This is a genomic window from Kitasatospora sp. NPDC058190 (assembly GCF_042883685.1).
GTDB lineage: Bacteria > Actinomycetota > Actinomycetes > Streptomycetales > Streptomycetaceae > Kitasatospora.
The window spans coordinates 19,118-38,551 of sequence record NZ_JBHVVI010000063.1 but is presented as its reverse complement, the minus strand read 5'-3'; the positions used below and the strand labels follow the sequence as shown (position 1 = coordinate 38,551).

Genomic DNA, 19,434 nt, shown 5'->3' with positions numbered 1-19,434 from the left:
CAGGGTCCGTACGGACCGAGGAGGGGGCGGATGAGAGCGGGACGGGCCATCGCGGCGACGGCGGCCGCCGCACTGCTGCTCGGTGCGTGCTCGTCGACGGGGTCCCACTCGCGGGCGGGCGCCGAGCGGATGTCCCCGGAGGCGCGCGCCTATCTGTCGGAGGCCCTGGACCTGCTCCAGCAACAGTCCCTCAACACCGCGAAGGTGGACTGGCCGAAGGTCCGCGCCCAGGCCTTCGCACAGACGGCCAACGCCCGTACGCCGGCCGACACCCATGCCGCGATCAAGGGCGCCGTGGCCGCGCTCGGGGACCGGCACAGCCGCTTCTACCCGCCTGCGCAGGAGACCGAGGTGGACGCCGACCCGGCGACCGTCAACGCCCCCACGGTCGCCCGACTCGACGGCGGCATAGCCTCCTTGACCCTCCCGGCGGTGAACGGCTCGGACCGCACCTACGCCGAGTACGTCACCCGCGGCCGCGCCGCTGTAGCCGGGGCGGAAGCCTGTGGCTGGGTGGTGGACCTGCGTGGGGAGATCGGCGGGGGGATGTGGGCGCCGCTCGCCGTCGCGGCGCCGATCCTCGGCGAGGGCCCGCTCGGCGCGTTCGTCACTCCGGGCGGCAAGCGCAGCACCTGGTCGATCCGCGACGGCGTGCCGTACCTGGACGACACCCCGCAGGCATCCCCGGACGCGAACAGCAGCGACGCCGCCCCGAATCCGCCCGTCGCCGTCCTCACCAGCCAGGCGACCGGCAGCGCCGGCGAGGCCGTCACCATCGCCTTCATCGGCCGCCCTGCCACCCGCAGCTTTGGCCAGCACACGTACGGGGTACCGACCGGCAACGACCCGCACCGCCTGTCCGACGGCGCCGTGCTCCTCCTCACCGAGGCAGCCGAGGCCGACCGCACCGGCCGCGTCCACGAGGGCCCGATCGAGCCGGACGAGACCGTCGACCCCCGCAAGGACAACGACCCGACGCTCGCCGCAGCCGTCAACTGGCTCTCCCGGCAAGCGCCTTGCGGCAAGGGCTAGAAGGACCGCCCCTCCCCCCGGTACGGCGGCTGCGGTCCGGTCGGGTCCGGCCGGTCCCGCGGGTCGGCGCAGAGGGTGGAGCTGAGCCGGGTGAGCAGCTCGGCGAGGTCCGCGTACTGCCGTTCGTCCCAGTCGCCCAGCAGCTCGGACAGCTGGGTGCGCCGGGCCGCGACCAGCCGCAGCGCCACCTCCTCGCCCGGTTCGGTGAGCCGTAGCGACAGGCCGCCGGTGCGGGCGGCGAGGCCCCGGCCCTCCACCTCGCGGACCGCCTCCTCGACGACGGCGATCGGGACGATCCGCCGCTCGGCGAGTTCGGCGGGCTCCACCGAGCCGTGGTGGTGCATCTGGAGCAGTAGCCAGCTGGAGGCGGGCAGCAGGTCGAGCCCGGCGGTGGCGGTGATCCGGCGGAACAGGTCGCGCCGGGCCTCGCGGGTGCTCAGCACCGAGAGGGCACGGGCGATTTCGTCCAGCGAGCTGCGCTCGACCGGGTTGAGGCCGATGGACTCGCCGAGGTCGGGTGCGGTGACCGTGGAGCGGAGCTTCTGCTCGCGCAGGAAGAGCGAGAGGACGAACGCGACCACCGCGACGGGCACCGCGTACAGGAAGACCCGGGTGATCGAATCGGCGTACGCGTGGTGGACCCCGGCCCGGGCGGCGGCCGGCAGCCGGGTGATCAGCCGGGGGTCGGAGGTGATCGCCTCGACGTGGAAGCCCGGCGGCAGCGGTTGGCCGGCCAGGGCCTCGGCGAGCCGGGAGCGCAGGCCGCCGGCGAAGATCGTCCCGAAGACGGAGACGCCGAAGGAGGCTCCGATGGAGCGGAAGAAGGTGGCGCCCGCGGTGGCCACGCCGAGGTCCTGGTAGCCGACCGAGTTCTGCACGATCAGCACCAGCACCTGCATCACCAGGCCCAGCCCGAGGCCGAAGACCAGGAAGTAGAGGCTCATCTCGGCCGTACTGCTGTGCTCGTCCAGCCGGGAGAGCAGCAGCAGTCCGACCGTGGTGACGGCCGTCCCGGCGATCGGGAAGGCCCGGTAGTGGCCGGTGCGGGCGACGGTCTGGCCGGAGCCGATCGAGGTGACCAGCATGCCGAGCACCATCGGCAGCATGTGGATGCCGGACATGGTGGGCGAGACCTGGTGGACCACCTGGAGGAAGGTCGGCAGGTAGGTGAGCGCGCCGAACATCGCGAAGCCGACCACGAAGGAGATCACCGCGACCAGGCTGAAGGTCTGCGAGCGGAACAGCCGCAGCGGCAGAACGGGCTCCACGGCGGTGCGCTCGACCTCGACGAAGGCGACCAGCAGCACCAGGCCCAGTACGCCCAGGCCGACGATCTGCCAGGAGCTCCAGGCCCAGGTGGTGCCGCCGAGCGAGGTCATCAGCACCAGGCAGGTGGCGACGGCGGCGATCAGCGCGGTGCCCAGGTAGTCGATCCGGTGTTCGCGCCGCACCTCCAGCCCGTGCAGCACCGCGGCGATCACCACCAGGGCGACCGCGCCGATCGGCAGGTTGACGTAGAAGACCCACCGCCAGCTGAGGTGGTCGACGAACAGCCCGCCGAGCAGCGGACCGAGCACGCTGGTGACGCCGAAGACGGCACCGAAGAGACCCTGGTACTTGCCGCGATCCCGGGGGGAGACCAGGTCGCCGACGATCGCCTGGGAGAGCACCATCAGGCCACCGCCCCCCAGGCCCTGGAGCGCGCGGAAGGCGATCAGCTCGCCCATGTTCTGGGCGATTCCGCACAACACCGAGCCGAGCAGGAAGATCACGATGGAGGCCTGGAAGAAGCGCTTCCGGCCGTACATGTCGCCGAGCTTGCCCCACAGCGGGGTGGCGGCGGTGGAGGCCAGCAGGTAGGCGGTGACCACCCAGGACAGGTGCTCCAGGCCTCCGAGGTCGCTGACGATGGTGGGCAGCGCGGTGGAGACGATGGTCTGGTCGAGGGCGGCGAGCAGCATCGCCAGCAGCAGGGCGCCGATCGGCACCCACAGGTTGGGGACGGTGGCCTCCGGCGGGCCGGGCTCGTTCGCCGGGCTCCGGTCGGACGCGGCGGGCGGGTCCGTCATGGCGTCTCCACAGGCGGCACGGCCTCTCCGTAGGATCGCGGGGCCGACGACCGGACGCCCATCGGATCATCACTCCTGTCGGATAATCACTCCCAGTTCCCCATGCTGGCAGACATGTCCTGGTTTGTTCCGCCGGGTTGAGCCGAACGTAAGCGCCGGTTCCGTCCCTCGCGTTTCAGCGCTTTCCTCGGGAGCCAACCACCACCAACCGGCACAACACCCCCGCCGGGGCCGGACGCCCCTGTCCACCCTCCGGGACGTCCTGCATAATCAGGCCCGATCGCGAGACCTGAGAACCGAGGACCGACACCCGAGGAGGACCGGCCGATGCCGGACCAGCACTGCCCGACGTGCGGCACCGCACGCTCAACCGGGTGCGGCTGCCTCCCGGATCCGAGCCTGGACGAGACCACCGTCCTCCCGCACGTCGAAGGCCCGCCGCTGGTCCGCCCGTACGTGCCGCAATCGGCCGGCCAGGTGGCGGAGGAGCCGCCGCCGGCCGGGGACCCGTTCGCGACCACGGTCCTGCCGCCGGTCCAGCCGCTTCCGCCGATGCAACCCATGCATCCCGTGCAGCCGATGCAGCCGATGCAGTCGGCGCAACCGCCCGTCACGCCCCCGCTCGGGCCGGACGCGGACGCCTACGCGACGACCGTGCTGCCGCCCGTACCGGGCCCCGCGCCGGACGCGTACGCCACCACCGCCCTGCCTCCGGTCCCGCCCGGCGAGGGGGAGGACCTCGGCTACTTCCCGTTCGAGAACCAGGTGCCCGAGCCCGGGTCCGGGCCCGTCGGCGGACGGGCCGCACGGCGGGCGGCCGAGCAGTCCGCGCAGAGCCCGTTCGCCCAGAACAAGCTGCTGATCGCGGGCGTCGGCGCGGGCCTGCTGGCGCTCACCGTGGGCCTCGCGTACGCCGTGACGCCCTCGTCCGAGCCGACCCGCCGGGCGGACCCGCTGCCCGTCACCACGCTCGCGCCCGCGCCGTCGGACCCGCCCAGCCAGGCCGCCCCGCCCCCGGCCTCCCCGGCCCCCACCAGCGACACGCCGAGCCCGACCCCGACCCGGACGAGCAGACCCGGTCCGACCCGGACCCCCACGCCCACCCCGACGCCGACCCACACGCCGACGCCGACCCCCACCCCGACGCCCACGCCCACCCCGACGCCGACGCCGACCCCCACGCCCACCCCGACGCCCACGCCACGGCTGCTCCAGCTCGGGATGAGCGGGCCCGACGTCAAGGCGATGCAGCAGCAGCTCTACGCCGCCGGGTGCGGATTCGTCGACAGTTCGATCGTCACCGGCACTTTCGACGACCAGACCCGGTCGGCACTCATCAGCTACCAGCGCGCGAACCGGATCAAGGGCGAGAACGGCGTCTACGGCCCCAAGACCCAGGCCGTCCTGACCGCCGACCCCGGCTGCTGAGCCGGGGCGACCACGCCAGCCGGCGACCGCCCCGCATCAGCCGGTGACCGCCCCAAAGATGCTGACGCCCGCCAGCACCACCATGATCCCCGCCGCCACCCGGATGATCAGCTTCATCGGCACGTACTTGAGCAGCTTCTGCCCGCCCACGATGGCGATGCCGCCGACCGCGCAGAGCGCCAGCCAGGAGCCGATGCCGACGGCCAGCGGATCGGCGTACTTGGCGGCCAGGTTGGCGGTCATGATCTGGGTCAGGTCGCCGAACTCGGCGATCGCGACGACCACGAAGCTGGCCCCGGCCACCTTCCAGAAGCTGTTCGAGGACGGCTCCTTGGCGGCGTGCTCGTCGTCGTCCCCGCCGCCGTGGAACAGCAGCATCGCCGCGCCGACCAGGAACAGCGCGCCGGTGATGCCCTCCACCCAGCGGTGCGGCAGCAGCGAGAGCAGGTGTCCGGCGACCAGGGCCAGGCCCACCTGGAGGGCGAAGGCGGCGGCGATGCCCGCGAAGACGTAGCTCGCGCGGTACTTGGTGCCGAGCACCAGACTGGCCAGCGCGGTCTTGTCCGGCAGTTCGGCCAGGAAGATGATGCCGAACGTCAACGCGGCAACGGTCAAACTCATCGGAGGAATCCCTCGGTCGGGCTGCCCGGCCTCCGCAGCTCCGTCAGGGGTCGCTTCGGCCCGGCAGCACTGGAAACGGTCACAGCACTGCGGCCGAAGGTCTCGCCGGCACCGTCCGTCCGGACCATCCGCATCGACCGGATCAACCGGATCGGATGGCTCAGGTGGCTGAGGTGCCCCGGGCGCCGGGCCCGTGAGGGCCAGTATGTCGACGGTCCGGTGGAGGGCTACTCCCCTTCAACGTGCTCAAGCCTACCCGACGCCGTTGGACGGCCCCGCCGTCACCAACCCGCGCCCGACCAGCTCCAGCACCACCACGATCGCCACCGACTCCACCGCCAGCAGCCCGATCAGCACGAACAGCTGCACCGCCCCCGCCTGGACGGGTGAGGCGCCGCCGAGCAGCATGCCGACGAAGGCGCCCGGCAGGGTGACGAGCCCGACCGTGCGGGTCTGGTCCAGCGCCGGGACCAGCGAGGTCGCGGCCGCCGTACGGCAGATCTCCAGCCGGGCGTCCCGCTCCTCGAAACCGAGCGCCAGCGCCGCCTCCACCTCGCCGCGCCGCTGCCGCAGCTCGTCCAGCGCCCGCCGTCCGGCCAGCGAGGTGGCGGTGAGCCCGCCGCCGATCAGGATGCCCGCGACCGGGATCACCGACAGGCCCTTGGGCGGCAGCAGTCCGACGGCCAGCAGCACGACGAGCACCGGCAGCACCCCGACGCCGATCGGGGCGGCCGCCCAGACCCAGCCGGGGCCCCGGGTCATCCGCCGCCCGGCCGTGCGCACCGCGACCGCGAACATCAGCAGCACGAACAGCGCCGACCGCCAGAGCGAGCCGACCACCCAACTGATCACCGCGGCGACGGCGGCCAGCTGGACGACCGCCCGCAGCCCGGCCCGCACCACCGCCCGCCCGTGGCCGAGCAGGCCCCACCCGGCCACCGCCACCGCGGCCAGCAGCAGCGCCGCGGTGACCACCCAGAGCACCGGGGTGACCGGCAGCAGCTGCCCGCCGGACGCCGCCGGCGGAACCGGCATCAGATCCAGCTGGTGAACCACATCCGGTCCTGCCAGGACGACATCGGGATCACCTCCGCCGTGTACAGCGGGTAGAAGAAGGCGAAGCAGCCGACGATCGCGAGCACGATCAGCCCGGCGCCGATCGCCCCGTACCGGCGGCGCTCGGGACTGCTGCCGACCGGGCCGAGGATCGCCCCGAGCATCTGGGCGACGGCCAGGCACAGGAACGGCACCAGCACGACCATGTAGAAGGAGAAGATCGTCCGCTGCTGGTACTGGAACCAGGGCAGGTAGATCCCGGCCACCGCGCACAGCACGGCGCCCGAGCGCCAGTCCCGGCGGAAGAACCAGCGCCACAGCAGGTAGACCAGCGCGAAGCACGCCGCCCACCACAGGAACGGGGTGCCCAGGCCCAGGATCTGGGCCGCGCAGCCGCCGGAGGAGGTGCAGCCGCGCGTCCCGTTCGGGACCTGCTCCCAGTACATCGAGACCGGGCGGCCGTCGACCAGCCAGGCGAAGGGGTTGGACTGGTAGGTGTGCGGGGTGCTCAGGCCGGTGTTGAAGTCGTACATCTGCGAGTGGTAGTGCCACAGGCTGCGCAGCGCCGCGGGCACCCAGCTCATCGGGACCTGCGGCAGCGGGACGCCGAGGACGTGGTCCGGGGAGAGCCCGGCGCGGCCGTCGGCCCAGTGCCGGTCGTAGCCGCCGTCGCCGCCCGCGCCGCTGGCCAGCCAGCCGCTCCAGGCACCGACGTACACCACCAGGGCGGAGCCGACCATGGCGAGGAAGGCCGGTACGGCGTCCCGGCGCAGCATGGCCCGCCACGGGTGGCGGGCTCCGGCTCCGCGGCGGCCGGACTGGTCCCAGAGCACGGTCAGGATGCCGAAGGCGGCGAGGATCGGGGCGCCGTTCCACTTGACCGCGCAGGCCGCGCCGACGAACACCCCGGCGGCGATCCGCCAGGGGCGCAGCCCGAGGCTCGCCCGGTCGGCATCGGTCACGGCGGCCAGCTTCGCCCGGGCGTGGTCGCGGTCGATCAGCAGGGCGCCGAAGGAGGCGAGCACGAAGAACATCTGGATGCCGTCGAGCAGGCCGACCCGGCTCATCACCAGCTGAAGGCCGTCGACGGACATCAGCAGGGCGGCGGTGCAGCCGACCAGGGTGGAGCCGAAGAGCCGACGACCGATCCTGGCCAGCATCAGCACGGTGACGGTGCCGAGCAGGGCGGTCATGAACCGCCAGCCGAAGGGGTGCAGGCCGAACAGCTGCTCGCCGATCGCCATCACCCATTTGCCGAGTGGCGGGTGGGCGATGAACTCGGGCACGGAGCTGAGCGGGACGGACTGCGGGACGGCCAGGATGTCGGTGTTGGCGTGGTCGGGCCAGGTGCCCTCATAGCCCTGCTGGAGCAGCGACCAGGCGTCCTTGGGGTAGTACGTCTCGTCGAAGACGAAGGCGTTGGGGTAGCCGAGGTTCCAGAACCGCAGCAGGCCGGCGAACAGGGCGACGGCGATCGGGCCGAGCCAGCCGGAGCGGTCGGCCGCCCAGCGGAGCAGCCCGCCCCGGGCCGGTGCGGGGTCGGCGGGGGCCTGGGCCGCCGGGGGGTGCGTGAGCGCCGCTTGCGTCATAGCCTCGCCGATTCGACTGTCTGCGGGGCCCGCCGGGTGCTGCTCCGGGCCCGGGTCTGCTGCCCGGGCTGGGGCCGGGCGGTCAACAGCCACTGACACTATTTGACTCCCGATCTCCCCGGCAATGAATGCCGGGGATTCCCTGTCACGCTGCGCGCGGCATCGCCGCGCGCTGGCGTGACGGTCGGTTCCTGTTTCCTCCCCGTCGCCGGGGGTTGCGCGCGTGCCTTCCGATTTCCGACCGGATGAGGTCTCACAGCGCTCCGCAGGCGTTTACCCAACTCGGTTACCCGGTTGGGGCCGGTACGTCCCCCGGTATGCGGGCGGCGCGCATGAGCCGACCCTCGTCATGCAGGTTCTTGGCCGCGTTGTGGTCGCGGTCGTGGATGGTGCCGCAGGCGGTACAGGTCCACGTGCGGACGTGCAGAGGGAGTTTCCCCGGCCGGTATCGGCAGTGTGAGCAGATCTGTGTGCTCGGGAAGTCGCGGGCGACCTTGGTCAGTGCGCGCCCGTACCGAGCCGCCTTGTACTCCAACATCGTGACGAACCGTCCCCACGCGGCATCGTGCACGGATTTGGCGTTGCGGCCGCGCGCCAGGCCGAGCACGCCAAGGGTCTCCACGGTCACGGCTTGGTTCTCGCGCATGATCTCGGTGGAGAGCTTGTGCTGCCAGTCCCGGCGGGCGTTGGCCGCGTGCGCGTGGGCGCGGGCGACCTTGATACGGGCCTTGTCCTGGTTCCTACTTCCTTTCCGTTTGCGCGACAGTTCGCGCTGTGCGCGCTTGATCTTCTTCTCGGCGCGGCGCAGCCACCGGGGGTTTTTGATCTTCTGGCCGGTGGAGAGGATCACGTAGTGCGTCAGCCCGAGGTCGACGCCGATCTCCGCTGTGGTCTCCGGCATGGTGGTCAGGTCGTCGGCAGGGTCGGTCTCCACGACGAAGCTGGCGAAGTACCTTCCGGCCGGGTCCTTGATCACCGTTACCGACGACGGTCCGGACGGCAGCTGCCGCGACCACGTGACCTTCACATCGCCGACCTTCGGCAGGCGAAGCTGCCCGGTGCCGGTGATCGACCAGCGGTCCGAGCGGGTGTACCGGGCGGCCTGCCGACGGTCCCTCTTGGACTTGAAGCGGGGCTCTTCGATCTTCGGTCCGGGGCGCTTGCCCTTGATGCTGTCGAAGAAGTTCCGCCACGCCCGGTCCTGGTCTCGCAACGCCTGCTGCAGGACACCGACAGGAGCGCCGGACAGCCAAGCCCGCTCCGGGGTCTTCTTCGCCTGTGTGATCAGCGACTTGGACAGATCGGCGGTCTTTGGGAACGGAAGCCCGGCGTCGTGCGCGTCCCGTCGGATACGCAGCGCATCGTTCCACACCACCCGTGCGCACCCGAACGCGCAGTCCAGCGACTTACGCTGACCCACTGCCGGGTGGATACGGAAGGAGTACCGGAGCTGCACACGATCACCCTACGGCATTTTTTTGATTTATGACCCGATATCAGAATCCCGAAGACCCGCACCGGCGGACACTGCACTTTCATGCTGAATACACATTTGATTCTTTCGTTACAAAGTACTGCCGCAAGCCGTTCGCCAACCGCACGTGAGCCAATCAAAGAGATCATGCGGAGCGTATGCCAGGACTTCGAGACGGAGCCGGTCGAGCACTACTGACGAGCGCAGCGCCTCTGGCCGAGGTCATACTTCGCCGGATCGGTCGGCGGGGCTCCGATATGCGTTCTGCATCAGTACATCGAAGGGCAGAACCACCCTGTGCGATCGATCTGGTGGCGGTGCCCGGGAAGCCAAGCGCGACGGGCGCCGACCAGGTGACCTGGCCGGCGCCCGCTTCCTCATCGAATATCCGTTAGGCGGCGGTCTCGAGCTCCCGGACCGGGACAGCCGTGCGGACCACGGCCGGGGCCGCGTTGTCCTGCTCCGCCGTGAGGTACGGGCGCAGCCGCAGCGCCAGCATGACGATCAGCAGCGTCGAGCCCGCCATGGCCGCCAGGTAGAGCGGCCAGGTGCCGGAGCCGACCAGCAGCACGCCGACGGCCGGGCCGACCGCGACGGCGATCTGCTTCACCAGGGCGTACCCGGCGTTGTAGGTGCCGAGCAGTCGGGCCGGGGCGAGGTCGGCGACGATCGGGCCCATGGTGGGCGCGAGCAGCGACTCGCCGACGCCGAACAGGGCGTAGATCGAGACGATCGCGACCGTGGCGGCCATGGTCTCGGTCCGGATCAGACCGGCCACCAGGGCCATCGCCCAGGCGCCGAGCCAGACCAGGCCGGCCGCGGCCATCGCGGTGGTGCGGCGGCGGCGCGCGGTGATCCGCACCATGAACATCTGCAGGACCACGATGGTCAGCGCGTTGGCGCCGATCGCGAAGCCCAGGGTGGAGGGCGCGGTGCCGACGGTGTCGGTGGCGAAGGCCGCGACACCGGACTCGAACTGGCCGTAGCAGGTGAAGAAGATCAGCCCGGCGAGGACGCAGAGCCGCACCATCGCCTTGTCGGCGAACAGGGCGCGCAGGCCGGTCGGACCGTCGGCCTTCTCCTGGACGACGCTCAGCCGGACCTTGGGCATCCGGGCGGTGCCGGTGACCAGGGCCAGGCCGAGGAACGTCGCCGCCTCGATGGTGAACAGCCGGGTGAGGCTGGCCGGGTCGGCGATGTCGACGATCTGCCCGCCGACCAGCGCGCCGATGCCCATGCCCAGGTTGACCAGGGTGAACTGCAGCGCGAAGGCGTGCGAGCGGGTCGCCGCCGTCGAGCAGCGGACGATCATCGTGGCCAGCGCCGGCTGGCAGGTGGTGACACCCGCGCCGAACAGGAAGGACGACACCAGCAGGGCCGGGGTGTCGGCGGCGTGACCGAAGGCGAACGCGCCGGTGGCGGCGAGCGCGGCACCCGCCAGCAGCACCGGACGGGGGCCGTACCTGTCGATGCCGCGCCCGGTGAACGGGAGGACGGCCAGCGCCGCCAGCGCGAAGACGGTGAACACCATCCCGGCCGCCAGCGAGCCCAGCCCGCGCACCTGGTCCACGTACACGAACATGTACGGCATCGTGAACCCGCTGCCGAACGCACTGAGCGCGTTGCCGATCTGGACGCGGCGCAGCGGGCCGCCCGCCCCACGTCGCTGCTGCCTCTGCTGCTTCACCGTGCCGGTCACCGTGCACATCCCTTCCAGGTCGTCCGGACTCTCGAGTTGAACTCTTAAGGCCGGAAGATTTCAGAGCTAAAGTTTGACGAGATAAAGTCTTAGCACCGGAAGACTGTGGAGTCAAAGGCTTAAGAGATGCACGTCCGCGTGCGACACTGTCGGCATGACTACGGACAAGCCGGCGCCGGCTGCCGACAAGCCCCTGCCGGCCACCCCCCTGGAGCTCGGCATCGCCGAGCAGGTGGCCCTCTACCAGCGGGAATTCCCCACCGTGGACCCTCAGGTGGAGACGATCGTGCAGACCCTGTCCCGAGTCGCCCGGCGGATGGGCGTCGCGTACGACCGGCAGCTGACTGTGCTGGGAATCACCTCCGCGGAGTGGGAGGTGCTCAAGGCGCTGGTGGTGGCCGGCAGCCCGTACCGGCTGGGGCCCGGCGAGCTGGCCAAGCGGCTGGGGCTCACCCCGGCCGCGATGACGCACCGGATCGACCGGATGGTCGCCGAGGACCTGGTGACCCGGGAACGGGACGAGTCCAACCGGGTGCGGGTGATCATCGAGCTGACCGAGAACGGCCGCGACAAGTGGCTGGAGTCGATGCGGATGGCGGCGGTGTTCGAGGAGGAGCTGCTGCAGGACATCGCGGGCGAGGAGCGCGCCGCGCTCTCCGGCCTGCTGGCCCGGATGCTGCGGCGGATCGAGCAGAGCCAGCCGGACGCGCTGGGGCGCACCGCCGACCTGGGGTAGCAACGCGGTCCGGCCCGCCGGGGATGCTCCCCCGGCGGGCCGGACCGTCGATGCTTCGGACGGGTGCCGCGAGGCCCGTCAGGGCCCCGGGCGGTCAGCCGATCAGGCGGTCAGCCGGATCAGGCGGTCAGCCGCTCAGCAGGGGCCGTTGTCGGCCCAGACGCCCCACTGGCCGCTCAGGGTCGGGTCCTCGCCCTTGGTCCACCACTTGTTGGTGTAGTAGTGGCCCTTCCACGAGACCTTGGTGCCGCCGGCCGCGTAGGTGGTGTTGGGGTCCCAGCTCGGGGCGGCCGGGCAGGTGGCCGGCGTGGTCGGGGTGCCGGTCGGAGTCCCGGTGGGCGTGCCGGTCGGGGTGCCCGTGGGCGTGCCGGTCGGGGTGCCGGTCGGGGTCTGGGTGGGCGACGGCGTGCCGGTCGGCGGGGCCGGGCAGCCTGCGGCGGAGCCGTTGGTGGCGTTCACCATCGTGTCGAACAGCGTGGTGTTGGTACCGAGGTCGTAGAGCGAGAAGGCGAAGGAGCCTCCCAGGCCGTTGCAGTGCGCGTAGTCCAGCTTGGCCTGGATGGACCGGGCGTCCTCACCGCTCCAGAAGGTGGTGCCGTCGTAGAAGTAGGTGGCCTTGGCGGCGTCGTCCCAGAAGGTCTTGGACGGGTTGTCGACGAAGCCGCCCAGCTCCTTGTACATCTGGATGCCGGGGACGTTGCCGGACATCGCGGCGCCGGCCGCCGGGCCGGTGGCGGGCTGGAAGAGGCCGTTCCTGCCGTTGTTCTGGACGCCGGTCCAGCCGCGGTAGTAGAACGGCACACCCATGTTGATCTTGTTGGCCGGGAAGCCGCCGGGGATGCCGTACTGCGCGTCGCCGACCGTCCACGCCTTGATCGCGTTGTCGATCGAGTACTTGCCGTTGCCCGGCTTGGCCGGCGTCGACGGGTCGTTCGGGCCGGAGTACAGCGGGGCCTGGTGGTTGGTCGGGCCCTGCGGGTCCCAACCGCCGTGCATGTCGTAGGTCATGACGTCGAGGAAGGTCAGGTACTGACCGATCTTGTCGGTCTCGACGTTCATGATCTTGTCCTGGCCGGCGCCGACCGCCGCCGACAGGGCGTAGGTCTTGTTGTCGGCCTTGCCCTGCGCGTCCAGCTGGTTGCGGAACTCCTGCAGCAGCAGGGTGAAGTTCTGCTTGTCGGCCGGGCTGGAGATGTTGCCGGTGTGGCCGCCGCCGCCCGGGTACTCCCAGTCGATGTCGATGCCGTCGAAGATGCCGGCGCCCGAGCCCGGGCCGCCGTAGCCGGCGTCGGTCGGGAGGTTGCCCTTGATGAACATGTCGATGCAGGACGACACCAGGTGCTTGCGCGAGGCGTCGGTCGCGGCCGCCTGCGAGAAGTACTTGGAGTAGGTCCAACCACCGATCGAGAGCAGGACCTTGAGGTTGGGGTTCTTCGCCTTCAGCTTCTTCAGCTGGTTGAAGTTGCCCGCGATCGGCTGGTTCCAGACGTCGCCGACGCCGTCGACCGAGATGTCCGCGCCGAAGCTCTTCTGGTAGTCGGCGAACGCGTCGCCCGCGCCGTCACCCGCGTTGGGGTTGTTGTCGTTCGTGTCGGCGGCCTTGGTGGCCTCGAAACACCCCAGGTCGGTCGGGTTGATGTTGGCGAAGTCGTAGATCAGGTAGTCCAGCTTCCCGGCCACGCCGGTGTCCTGGATCGTCTTCGGGTAGTACGCGTTCGCGTAGACCGACCACTGGTCGAAGTAGGCGACCTTGATGCCGCCGCTGGTGGCGGGTGCGCCGGTGGAGTTGGTGGTCGCGGCGTTGGCCGCGGCGCCGCCGGACAGCGCGAGGCCCGCGCCGAGCAGCAGGGAGGCGGCGGTGCCGACCGCGACGGCGGCCAGGCTCTTCGGGCGGCGCCGACGGGCTCCGTCCGGAGCCGGGGCCCCGGCCCTTTCAATGCGTGAGCGCAGCATGGGTGCGTGACTCCTGGTTGTGGGGGATGCCGTCGTCCCGGTGGGGTCGCACGTCCGGGTGGGGCCGGACGACCAGGACATGACAGGTATGGCTGGGGAATCGAGCGGGATCAGGCCGTGACGGACGCCGGGATGTGCCGAACCGGCGCCCCCGGCACGAGGCCGGTGACGCCGGTTCAGGGGCTCCCTGCACCTGGGCAACAAAAATGGACTAGACCAACTCCCCCGTCAAGGGGTGCCGTCGGCCCTTGAGTCGCGCTTAAGGTTCGACCCTCGCGCCGAGCAGGGCTTTCAGTAGCGGACGGCGTTCCCCACCTCGGCCTTGACCGTGCCCGAGAGGTCCAGGTTGCTGCGCGCGGTGGCCTGGGCGCTCTGGCCGACCGCCACGTCCTGGACGGTCACCGCCGTCGCGTCCAGCAGCTTGCCGCTCCCGTCGGTGAAGTTCAGCTGGATCACGTACCGGTAGGACTGCTGGCCGTGGTTGGTGACGGTCAGCTTCGCCTGCGCCTTCCCGTCCGATCCGATGGTCACCGCCCCGACGGCCACGTCCGCCTTGGCGTCCAGCCCGCCCTTGATCCCGGCGACCGCCGAGGAGGCGGCCGAGATCGCCGCCGAGGCCTCGGCCTCCGCCGAGGCGATCGCCCCGCCCACTCCGCCCACCACCCCACCCGCCGCCGAGGCCAGCTCCGAGGCGGCGGAGGCGGCCGCGCTCGCCGCCTTCTGCACCGCACTCGCCGCCTCGGAGGCCTTGCTGTTCGCGCTCGTGCCGGAGGAGCAGCCCGCCAGCACCACCGCACCGAGCGCGACCGCGGCCAACGTCCCCGCCACCACCCGACGACGGTGATCGCCCATCCGCTCCGGAGGCTGCGCGGTGACGCGCGGTGGGGTGGCTCGGGTGAGCGGCTGGCGGTCCATTCGGTCCTCGTTTCTGCCCGGCGCCGGGCTGCCCGGCACACCTCCCCGCTCACCCTCCGAGGGCCCGGGGGCCACCGCCAGCAGGGGTGGTCCCTCCGGGTGACGAGGCCGTCGGGCCGACGGCTACGACAACCCGGAGCCCTCCTGCTCGTCCGCCTCCACCGCCGCCCGCTCCTCGCGCAGCCGCACCGCGTGGCGCCGCCGGGCGACCACCCCGTACGCGCCGGCCGCGCTCGCCACGAAGGCCAGCACGCCCGTCCACGGCCGGTCGAAGACGTGCCCGGTCAGGTGGTCCAGCGAGTACCGCCCGGGCCCGGCCAGGCCCATCGCCAGCCCGGTCGCGCCGAGGAAGGCCGGGTACTCGTAGCCGCCGGACATCGCGAAGAAGCCCGCCGGGGCGTGCACCGCCACCGCGGTGGCCATCGTCCCGGCCACCACCGCGCCGGCCGCCGGGGTGGCCAGCCCGGCCACCAGCAGCGCCCCGCCACCCGCCTCGCCCAGGCCCGCCGCGATGGCGCTCTCCCGAGCCGGGTGGAAACCCATCTGGTCCATGGCCTTGGTGGTGCCCTCCAGGCCGCCACCACCGAACCAACCGAACAGCTTCTGGGTACCGTGCGCGATCAGCACCCCGCCGACCGCGCCGCGCAGGGCCAGCAGGCCCAGGTCCTTACGGTTCAGGCACATGTCGCATCCTCGTTTCCGCCAAGGAGTGGTCGTACCTCCATGGCACCCGAGAGCGCGCACCCGTTCGAGTCGGGGCCGCCATCCGGGCGAATCCGCCTGGGACCCGGAATGAACCGCCCGGTGGGGAGATTCACGCCACGCCCGGCTGCGGGGCGTGGCGGGCCGGTGGATCTCTCGTACCAGCCGACCTTCACCCTGGACCGCCACCCTCACACCCCGAGGGCAGCGGCAGCGGGCGGAATGCACTGTTACCCCAGCCAAAACTGGCTCAGTGCCGTTTCACGGTGGCCTCATGTCACCACGCCGTTCCACTTGGCTTCCTCCCCATCCGCGCACGAAGGGGATTCCCTCCGGCCTCGCGGCCGGACTGGGCTTCCGGTTGCCCGGTCGCCTGGTTGGCGATTCACAGCCTGCCCAACGGCTAAGGCTCCACGCCCTGCCACCGCATGCCCTGCGGCGGTACTGCCTCATCCGACGCTTGGCTATCGCAACCGGATGCTTGATGCCACTGACACCGCCGGACACTCGGTCCTTCTTGTCAACAAGTGCGCGGGCCTGCCCCAGGAAGTGCGGTTCAGGGCGAGGATCTGGTCGAACTCCGACCAATCTCGACTGCTCGCGGCGGTCGGCGTCGAGGTGTTCCTGGAGGGCCTGGCCGGGCTCGGAGTGCCCCTGCCCGCGGGGCCCTGAGGCCTACCGCAGCTCCACCGGCCGCCAGGGCACCGGGCTGGAGAGGATCATCGAGCTGGACGGCTGGCCGTAGCCGCCGAGCCGGTCGCACAGCGCCTCGAACTCGGCCATCGTGGGCACCGCGACCAGCAGCACGCAGCAGGCCCCGCCGGTGACCCGGTGCAGCTGGAGCACCTCCGGCCAGGTCGCCACCTCGGGGTCGCGCAGCACGCAGCGCGGGCCGTAGCACTGGATCTGGACCAGCGCGGTGATCGGCAGCCCGGCCCGGGTGAGGTCGACGTGGGCGTGGTAGCCGCTGATCACCCCGTCGGCCTCCAGGCGGCGGACCCGTTCGGCCACCGCGGGTGCGGACAGGCTCACCCGGCGGGAGAGTTCGTTGTACGAGAGCCTGGCGTCGGCCTGCAGCTCGGCCAGCAGGCGGCGGTCGACGGCGTCCATGGCGACTCCCGAAAAGCGGTTGTGATCAGCGGTTTTTCATTCATAAAGCGGATCGCCCGAACGCCTCGCGAACGACAGCCCGAAGCGCGGTTGCGGTGCTCATCGGCCATTCAAGCGGGAGGCCATGGCGCCGCACAATGGGCTCCCCGGCGGAACCAGGACGTCCGTCCGCTCCCGCCGGCCCCGGGCGACAAGGCCCGGACGGATCAGGAGGGATCGGGATGGGGCACGACACGGTGGAGACACCCAACCTGTCGTTCGGTCGGGGCGGCGAGCCGGGTCGGGGCACCCCGTACGCGCAGTACGTGCGCCTGGAGCAGCTGCACAGCCTGCAGCACCCGCGCAGCAAGGAGCCGGCCGAGCTGTCGTTCATCGTCACCACCCAGGTGATGGAACTGCTCTTCGACCTGCTGCGGCACGAGTGGACGCAGGCCCGGCAGGCGCTGCGCGAGGACGACCTGACCGCCGCGCTGGCCGCGCTGCGCCGCGGCACCCACGTGCAGGACGTGCTGGTGGAGTCCTGGGACCTGCTGGCCACCATGACCCCGCAGGAGTTCAACTCCTTCCGCGCGCTGTTCGGCGAGGCCTCCGGCTTCCAGTCCTCGGCCTTCCTGCACCTGGAGTTCCTGCTCGGCAACAAGAACGCCGCGCTGCTGAACATGTACGCGGAGATGCCCGGGACGCGGGCCGAGCTGACCGAGGCGCTGCGCTCCCCCGGCCTGTACGACGAGGCGCTGGCCCTGCTGGCCCGGCGCGGCCTGGCGGTGCGCCCGGAGAGCTCCGAGCAGCGCTACCAGCCCTCCGAGGAGGTCGCGGCGGCCTGGCGCCGGGTCTACACGGACCCTGAGTTCGCCGCCCTGCAGCCGCTCGGCGAGGCGCTGCTGGACGTGGCCGAGCGGGTCACCCGCTGGCGCCAGCGCCACCTGTCCGCGGTCAAGCGGAGCATGGGCGCCAAGCCCGGTTCGGGCGGCTCCAGCGGGCTGACCTGGCTGCGCAAGTCGGCCGAGCAGGACGTCTTCCCGGAGCTGTGGACGATCCGGGACGAGCTGTGACGGGACGAACCGCGACAGGCGGCAAAGGTGACGGGACTGGTTGCGAGCGAGGGGACCGAGGAATGGGCATGATCACGCGCGAGGAGTGCGCGGCGCTGGACGCCGTCGACCCGCTGGCGGCGTTCCGCAAGGAGTTCGCCCTGCCGGACGGGGTGATCTACCTGGACGGCAACTCGCTGGGCGCGCTGCCGGTGCGCACCCCGGAGCGGGTGCGGCAGGTGGTCGAGGAGGAGTGGGGCCGGGAGCTGATCCGCAGCTGGAACGACGCCGGCTGGTTCGAGCAGCCGTACCGGCTGGGGCGGCGGATCGCGCCGCTGATCGGCGTCGATCCGGCGGAGGTGGTCGTCTGCGACACCACCTCGGTGAACCTGTTCAAGGTGCTCTCCGCGGCGCTCACGCTGCGCCCCGGGCGGCGCACGGTGCTCGGTGACGCCGAGGCCTTCCCGACCGACCTGTACATCGCCGAGGGCGTGACCGGCCTGGTCGAGGGCGGACGCAGCGTGCTGATCCGCCCCGAGGAGCTGGACGGGCACCTGGACGGGGACGTGGCCGCGGTGGTCCTCTCGCACGTGGACTACCGCACCGGCGAGCTGCTGGACATGCCCGGGATCACCGCCCGGGTGCAGGCCGCGGGCGCCCTGATGATCTGGGACGTGTGCCACTCGGTGGGCGCGCTGCCGGTCGAACTCGCGGCCGCGAACGCGGACTTCGCGGTCGGCTGCACCTACAAGTATCTGAACGGCGGCCCCGGCTCGCCGGCCTTCCTGTACGTCGCCGAGCGGCACCTGGCGGCCGGTCCGGTGCAGCCGCTGAGCGGCTGGTTCGGGCACGCCCGCCCGTTCGCCTTCGAGCCCGGGTACGACCCCAAGCCGGGCATCGGCCGGTTCCTGACCAGCTCGCCCTCACTGCTCGGCCAGGCCGCACTGGGTGCCTCGCTGGACGTCTGGGAACGGGCCGACCTGGCGGCCGTGCGGGCGAAGAGCCTGGCGCTGACCGACCTGTTCATCTCGCTGGTCGAGGGCCTGGACGGGGTCGAGGTGGCGACCCCGCGCGAGCACGCCCGGCGCGGCAGCCAGGTCGCGCTGCGGCACGCCGACGGATACCCGGTGGTGCAGGCGCTGATCGCGCGCGGGGTGATCGGGGACTTCCGGGCGCCGGACCTGATGCGCTTCGGCTTCACGCCGCTCTACCTCTCGTACACCGAGGTCTGGGACGCGGCCCGGCAGCTGGCCGAGGTGCTGGCGAGCGGCGAGTGGAGGGAGGAGCGCTTCTCCCGCCGGGGCGAGGTGACGTAACCGGAGGGGTCCGGTCCGTCGTCCCGTCGCCGAGCCGGCGGTGGACGGCGGCTGGGCCACCGGGCCGACGATCCGCTACGTCATGGGGCAATGGCACCGCGGGGCCCGTGAAGTGACGCAGGTCATGGCCGAGTGAACGTTCGACCGTCATCGCACCAGGGAAACCTCCACCTTGACTGTCCGTCAGGCCAAGGGGAGGTCTTGCGTGAACATCGAACTCGGCCCGCTCAGGCCCGATCCCTCCATGCTGGCCCTCGGCCTGGCCCAGCTCTTCCTGCTGATGTTCGCACTCGGCGTCGTCCTGCTCCCCCGGATCGAGCGGGTACGGGCGCAGCGGTGGGACGCGACCGAGGGCCGCGTCGAACGCGCGGAGGCCGTCCGAGCCGAGGCCGAGGCCACTCGGGACGCCGCGCTGGAGGAGATCGGCGCGGCCCGGCACGAGGCGGCCCGGATCCGGCAGGAGTACACCGAGCAGGGCACGGCGGCGATCACGGCCGCCCGCGCCGAGGGCATCCGCGACCGTGAGCGGCTGCTCGCCGCCGGGCGCGCCCGGATCGCCGCCGACCGGGCCGCGGCGGCCACCCGGCTGCGACAGGACGTCGGCGGGCTGGCCGTCACCCTGGCCGGCCGGGTGGTCGGCGAACCGGTGCACGCGATCGCCGCCGAGCGGCGCACGGTGGACCGGTTCTTCGAGGCCCACTGA

17 protein-coding genes are annotated in these 19,434 nt (G+C 71.7%); 7 read left to right on the top strand and 10 right to left on the bottom strand.

The annotated features are described in order from the left end of the window. Positions 1 to 30 precede the first annotated feature (30 nt). Positions 31 to 1,032 carry a S41 family peptidase gene (locus ACFVWU_RS26450; protein ID WP_387625481.1) on the top strand — a complete coding sequence of 334 codons (1,002 nt, stop codon included), beginning with the start codon at positions 31 to 33 and terminating at the stop codon, positions 1,030 to 1,032. Here the strand turns inward: ACFVWU_RS26450 and ACFVWU_RS26445 are convergent. Next, the gene (locus ACFVWU_RS26445; RefSeq protein ID WP_387625479.1) at positions 1,029 to 3,101 is read right to left on the bottom strand and encodes a DHA2 family efflux MFS transporter permease subunit; all 2,073 of its coding nucleotides are present in this window, start codon (positions 3,099 to 3,101) and stop codon (positions 1,029 to 1,031) included. The two genes, ACFVWU_RS26450 and ACFVWU_RS26445, sit on opposite strands and share 4 nt — an antisense overlap. Before the next feature lie 327 nt (positions 3,102 to 3,428). On the opposite strand from ACFVWU_RS26445, the gene ACFVWU_RS26440 reads away from it, so the two are divergent. Further along, positions 3,429 to 4,529 carry a peptidoglycan-binding protein gene (locus ACFVWU_RS26440; protein ID WP_387625477.1) on the top strand — a complete coding sequence of 367 codons (1,101 nt, stop codon included), beginning with the start codon at positions 3,429 to 3,431 and terminating at the stop codon, positions 4,527 to 4,529. 36 nt (positions 4,530 to 4,565) lie between these two features. Here the strand turns inward: ACFVWU_RS26440 and ACFVWU_RS26435 are convergent, their stop codons facing one another. The 5 genes from ACFVWU_RS26435 to ACFVWU_RS26415 all read right to left on the bottom strand — a co-directional run bounded on the left by ACFVWU_RS26435 (position 4,566) and on the right by ACFVWU_RS26415 (position 10,968). Then, positions 4,566 to 5,150 carry a TMEM165/GDT1 family protein gene (locus ACFVWU_RS26435; RefSeq protein WP_387625475.1) on the bottom strand — a complete coding sequence of 195 codons (585 nt, stop codon included), beginning with the start codon at positions 5,148 to 5,150 and terminating at the stop codon, positions 4,566 to 4,568. 252 nt (positions 5,151 to 5,402) lie between these two features. Further along, positions 5,403 to 6,185, bottom strand: a complete 783-nt coding sequence (locus tag ACFVWU_RS26430; RefSeq protein ID WP_387625473.1) for an ABC transporter permease — start codon at positions 6,183 to 6,185, stop codon at positions 5,403 to 5,405. Further along, complete coding sequence (locus tag ACFVWU_RS26425) at positions 6,185 to 7,795, bottom strand: dolichyl-phosphate-mannose--protein mannosyltransferase (protein WP_387625471.1); 1,611 nt, start codon at positions 7,793 to 7,795, stop codon at positions 6,185 to 6,187. Before ACFVWU_RS26425 ends, ACFVWU_RS26430 begins: the two co-directional genes overlap by 1 nt. Positions 7,796 to 8,081: 286 nt before the next feature. After that, entirely contained in the window at positions 8,082 to 9,251 is a 1,170-nt protein-coding gene (locus tag ACFVWU_RS26420) for an RNA-guided endonuclease InsQ/TnpB family protein (RefSeq protein WP_387625469.1), read from the bottom strand. Between the two features lie 409 nt (positions 9,252 to 9,660). Further along, positions 9,661 to 10,968, bottom strand: coding sequence for an MFS transporter (locus ACFVWU_RS26415; protein ID WP_387625467.1), 1,308 nt, complete (start codon positions 10,966 to 10,968; stop codon positions 9,661 to 9,663). A gap of 154 nt (positions 10,969 to 11,122) precedes the next feature. On the opposite strand from ACFVWU_RS26415, the gene ACFVWU_RS26410 reads away from it, so the two are divergent. Beyond that, on the top strand, positions 11,123 to 11,704 hold the full coding sequence (locus ACFVWU_RS26410) for a MarR family winged helix-turn-helix transcriptional regulator (protein WP_387625465.1): 582 nt from the start codon (positions 11,123 to 11,125) through the stop codon (positions 11,702 to 11,704). 135 nt (positions 11,705 to 11,839) lie between these two features. On the opposite strand, the gene ACFVWU_RS26405 is transcribed toward ACFVWU_RS26410, so the two are convergent. The 3 genes from ACFVWU_RS26405 to ACFVWU_RS26395 form a co-directional block, all read right to left on the bottom strand. Then, positions 11,840 to 13,657, bottom strand: a complete 1,818-nt coding sequence (locus ACFVWU_RS26405; RefSeq protein WP_387625464.1) for a glycosyl hydrolase family 18 protein — start codon at positions 13,655 to 13,657, stop codon at positions 11,840 to 11,842. A gap of 291 nt (positions 13,658 to 13,948) precedes the next feature. Continuing rightward, positions 13,949 to 14,572: a hypothetical protein gene (locus tag ACFVWU_RS26400; protein WP_387625463.1), complete on the bottom strand. Its 624-nt coding sequence runs from the start codon at positions 14,570 to 14,572 to the stop codon at positions 13,949 to 13,951. Between the two features lie 123 nt (positions 14,573 to 14,695). Beyond that, positions 14,696 to 15,256 (bottom strand): DoxX family protein, encoded by a 561-nt coding sequence (locus ACFVWU_RS26395; protein ID WP_387625461.1) that lies wholly within the window; start codon positions 15,254 to 15,256, stop codon positions 14,696 to 14,698. A gap of 495 nt (positions 15,257 to 15,751) precedes the next feature. Between ACFVWU_RS26395 and ACFVWU_RS26390 the strand changes: the two genes are divergently transcribed. Continuing rightward, a complete protein-coding gene (locus ACFVWU_RS26390; RefSeq protein ID WP_387625459.1) occupies positions 15,752 to 15,946 on the top strand; it encodes a hypothetical protein in 195 nt (64 codons plus the stop codon). 3 nt (positions 15,947 to 15,949) lie between these two features. Here the strand turns inward: ACFVWU_RS26390 and ACFVWU_RS26385 are convergent, their stop codons facing one another. Next, a complete protein-coding gene (locus ACFVWU_RS26385; protein ID WP_387625457.1) occupies positions 15,950 to 16,384 on the bottom strand; it encodes an Lrp/AsnC family transcriptional regulator in 435 nt (144 codons plus the stop codon). 221 nt (positions 16,385 to 16,605) lie between these two features. On the opposite strand from ACFVWU_RS26385, the gene ACFVWU_RS26380 reads away from it, so the two are divergent. The 3 genes from ACFVWU_RS26380 (at position 16,606) to ACFVWU_RS26370 (ending at position 19,434) form a co-directional block, all read left to right on the top strand. Then, positions 16,606 to 17,436, top strand: coding sequence for a tryptophan 2,3-dioxygenase (locus ACFVWU_RS26380; protein ID WP_387625455.1), 831 nt, complete (start codon positions 16,606 to 16,608; stop codon positions 17,434 to 17,436). A 68-nt stretch (positions 17,437 to 17,504) separates the two neighbouring features. Beyond that, positions 17,505 to 18,731: a kynureninase gene (gene kynU, locus ACFVWU_RS26375; protein ID WP_387625453.1), complete on the top strand. Its 1,227-nt coding sequence runs from the start codon at positions 17,505 to 17,507 to the stop codon at positions 18,729 to 18,731. Between the two features lie 205 nt (positions 18,732 to 18,936). Continuing rightward, positions 18,937 to 19,434: a F0F1 ATP synthase subunit B gene (locus ACFVWU_RS26370; RefSeq protein ID WP_387625451.1), complete on the top strand. Its 498-nt coding sequence runs from the start codon at positions 18,937 to 18,939 to the stop codon at positions 19,432 to 19,434.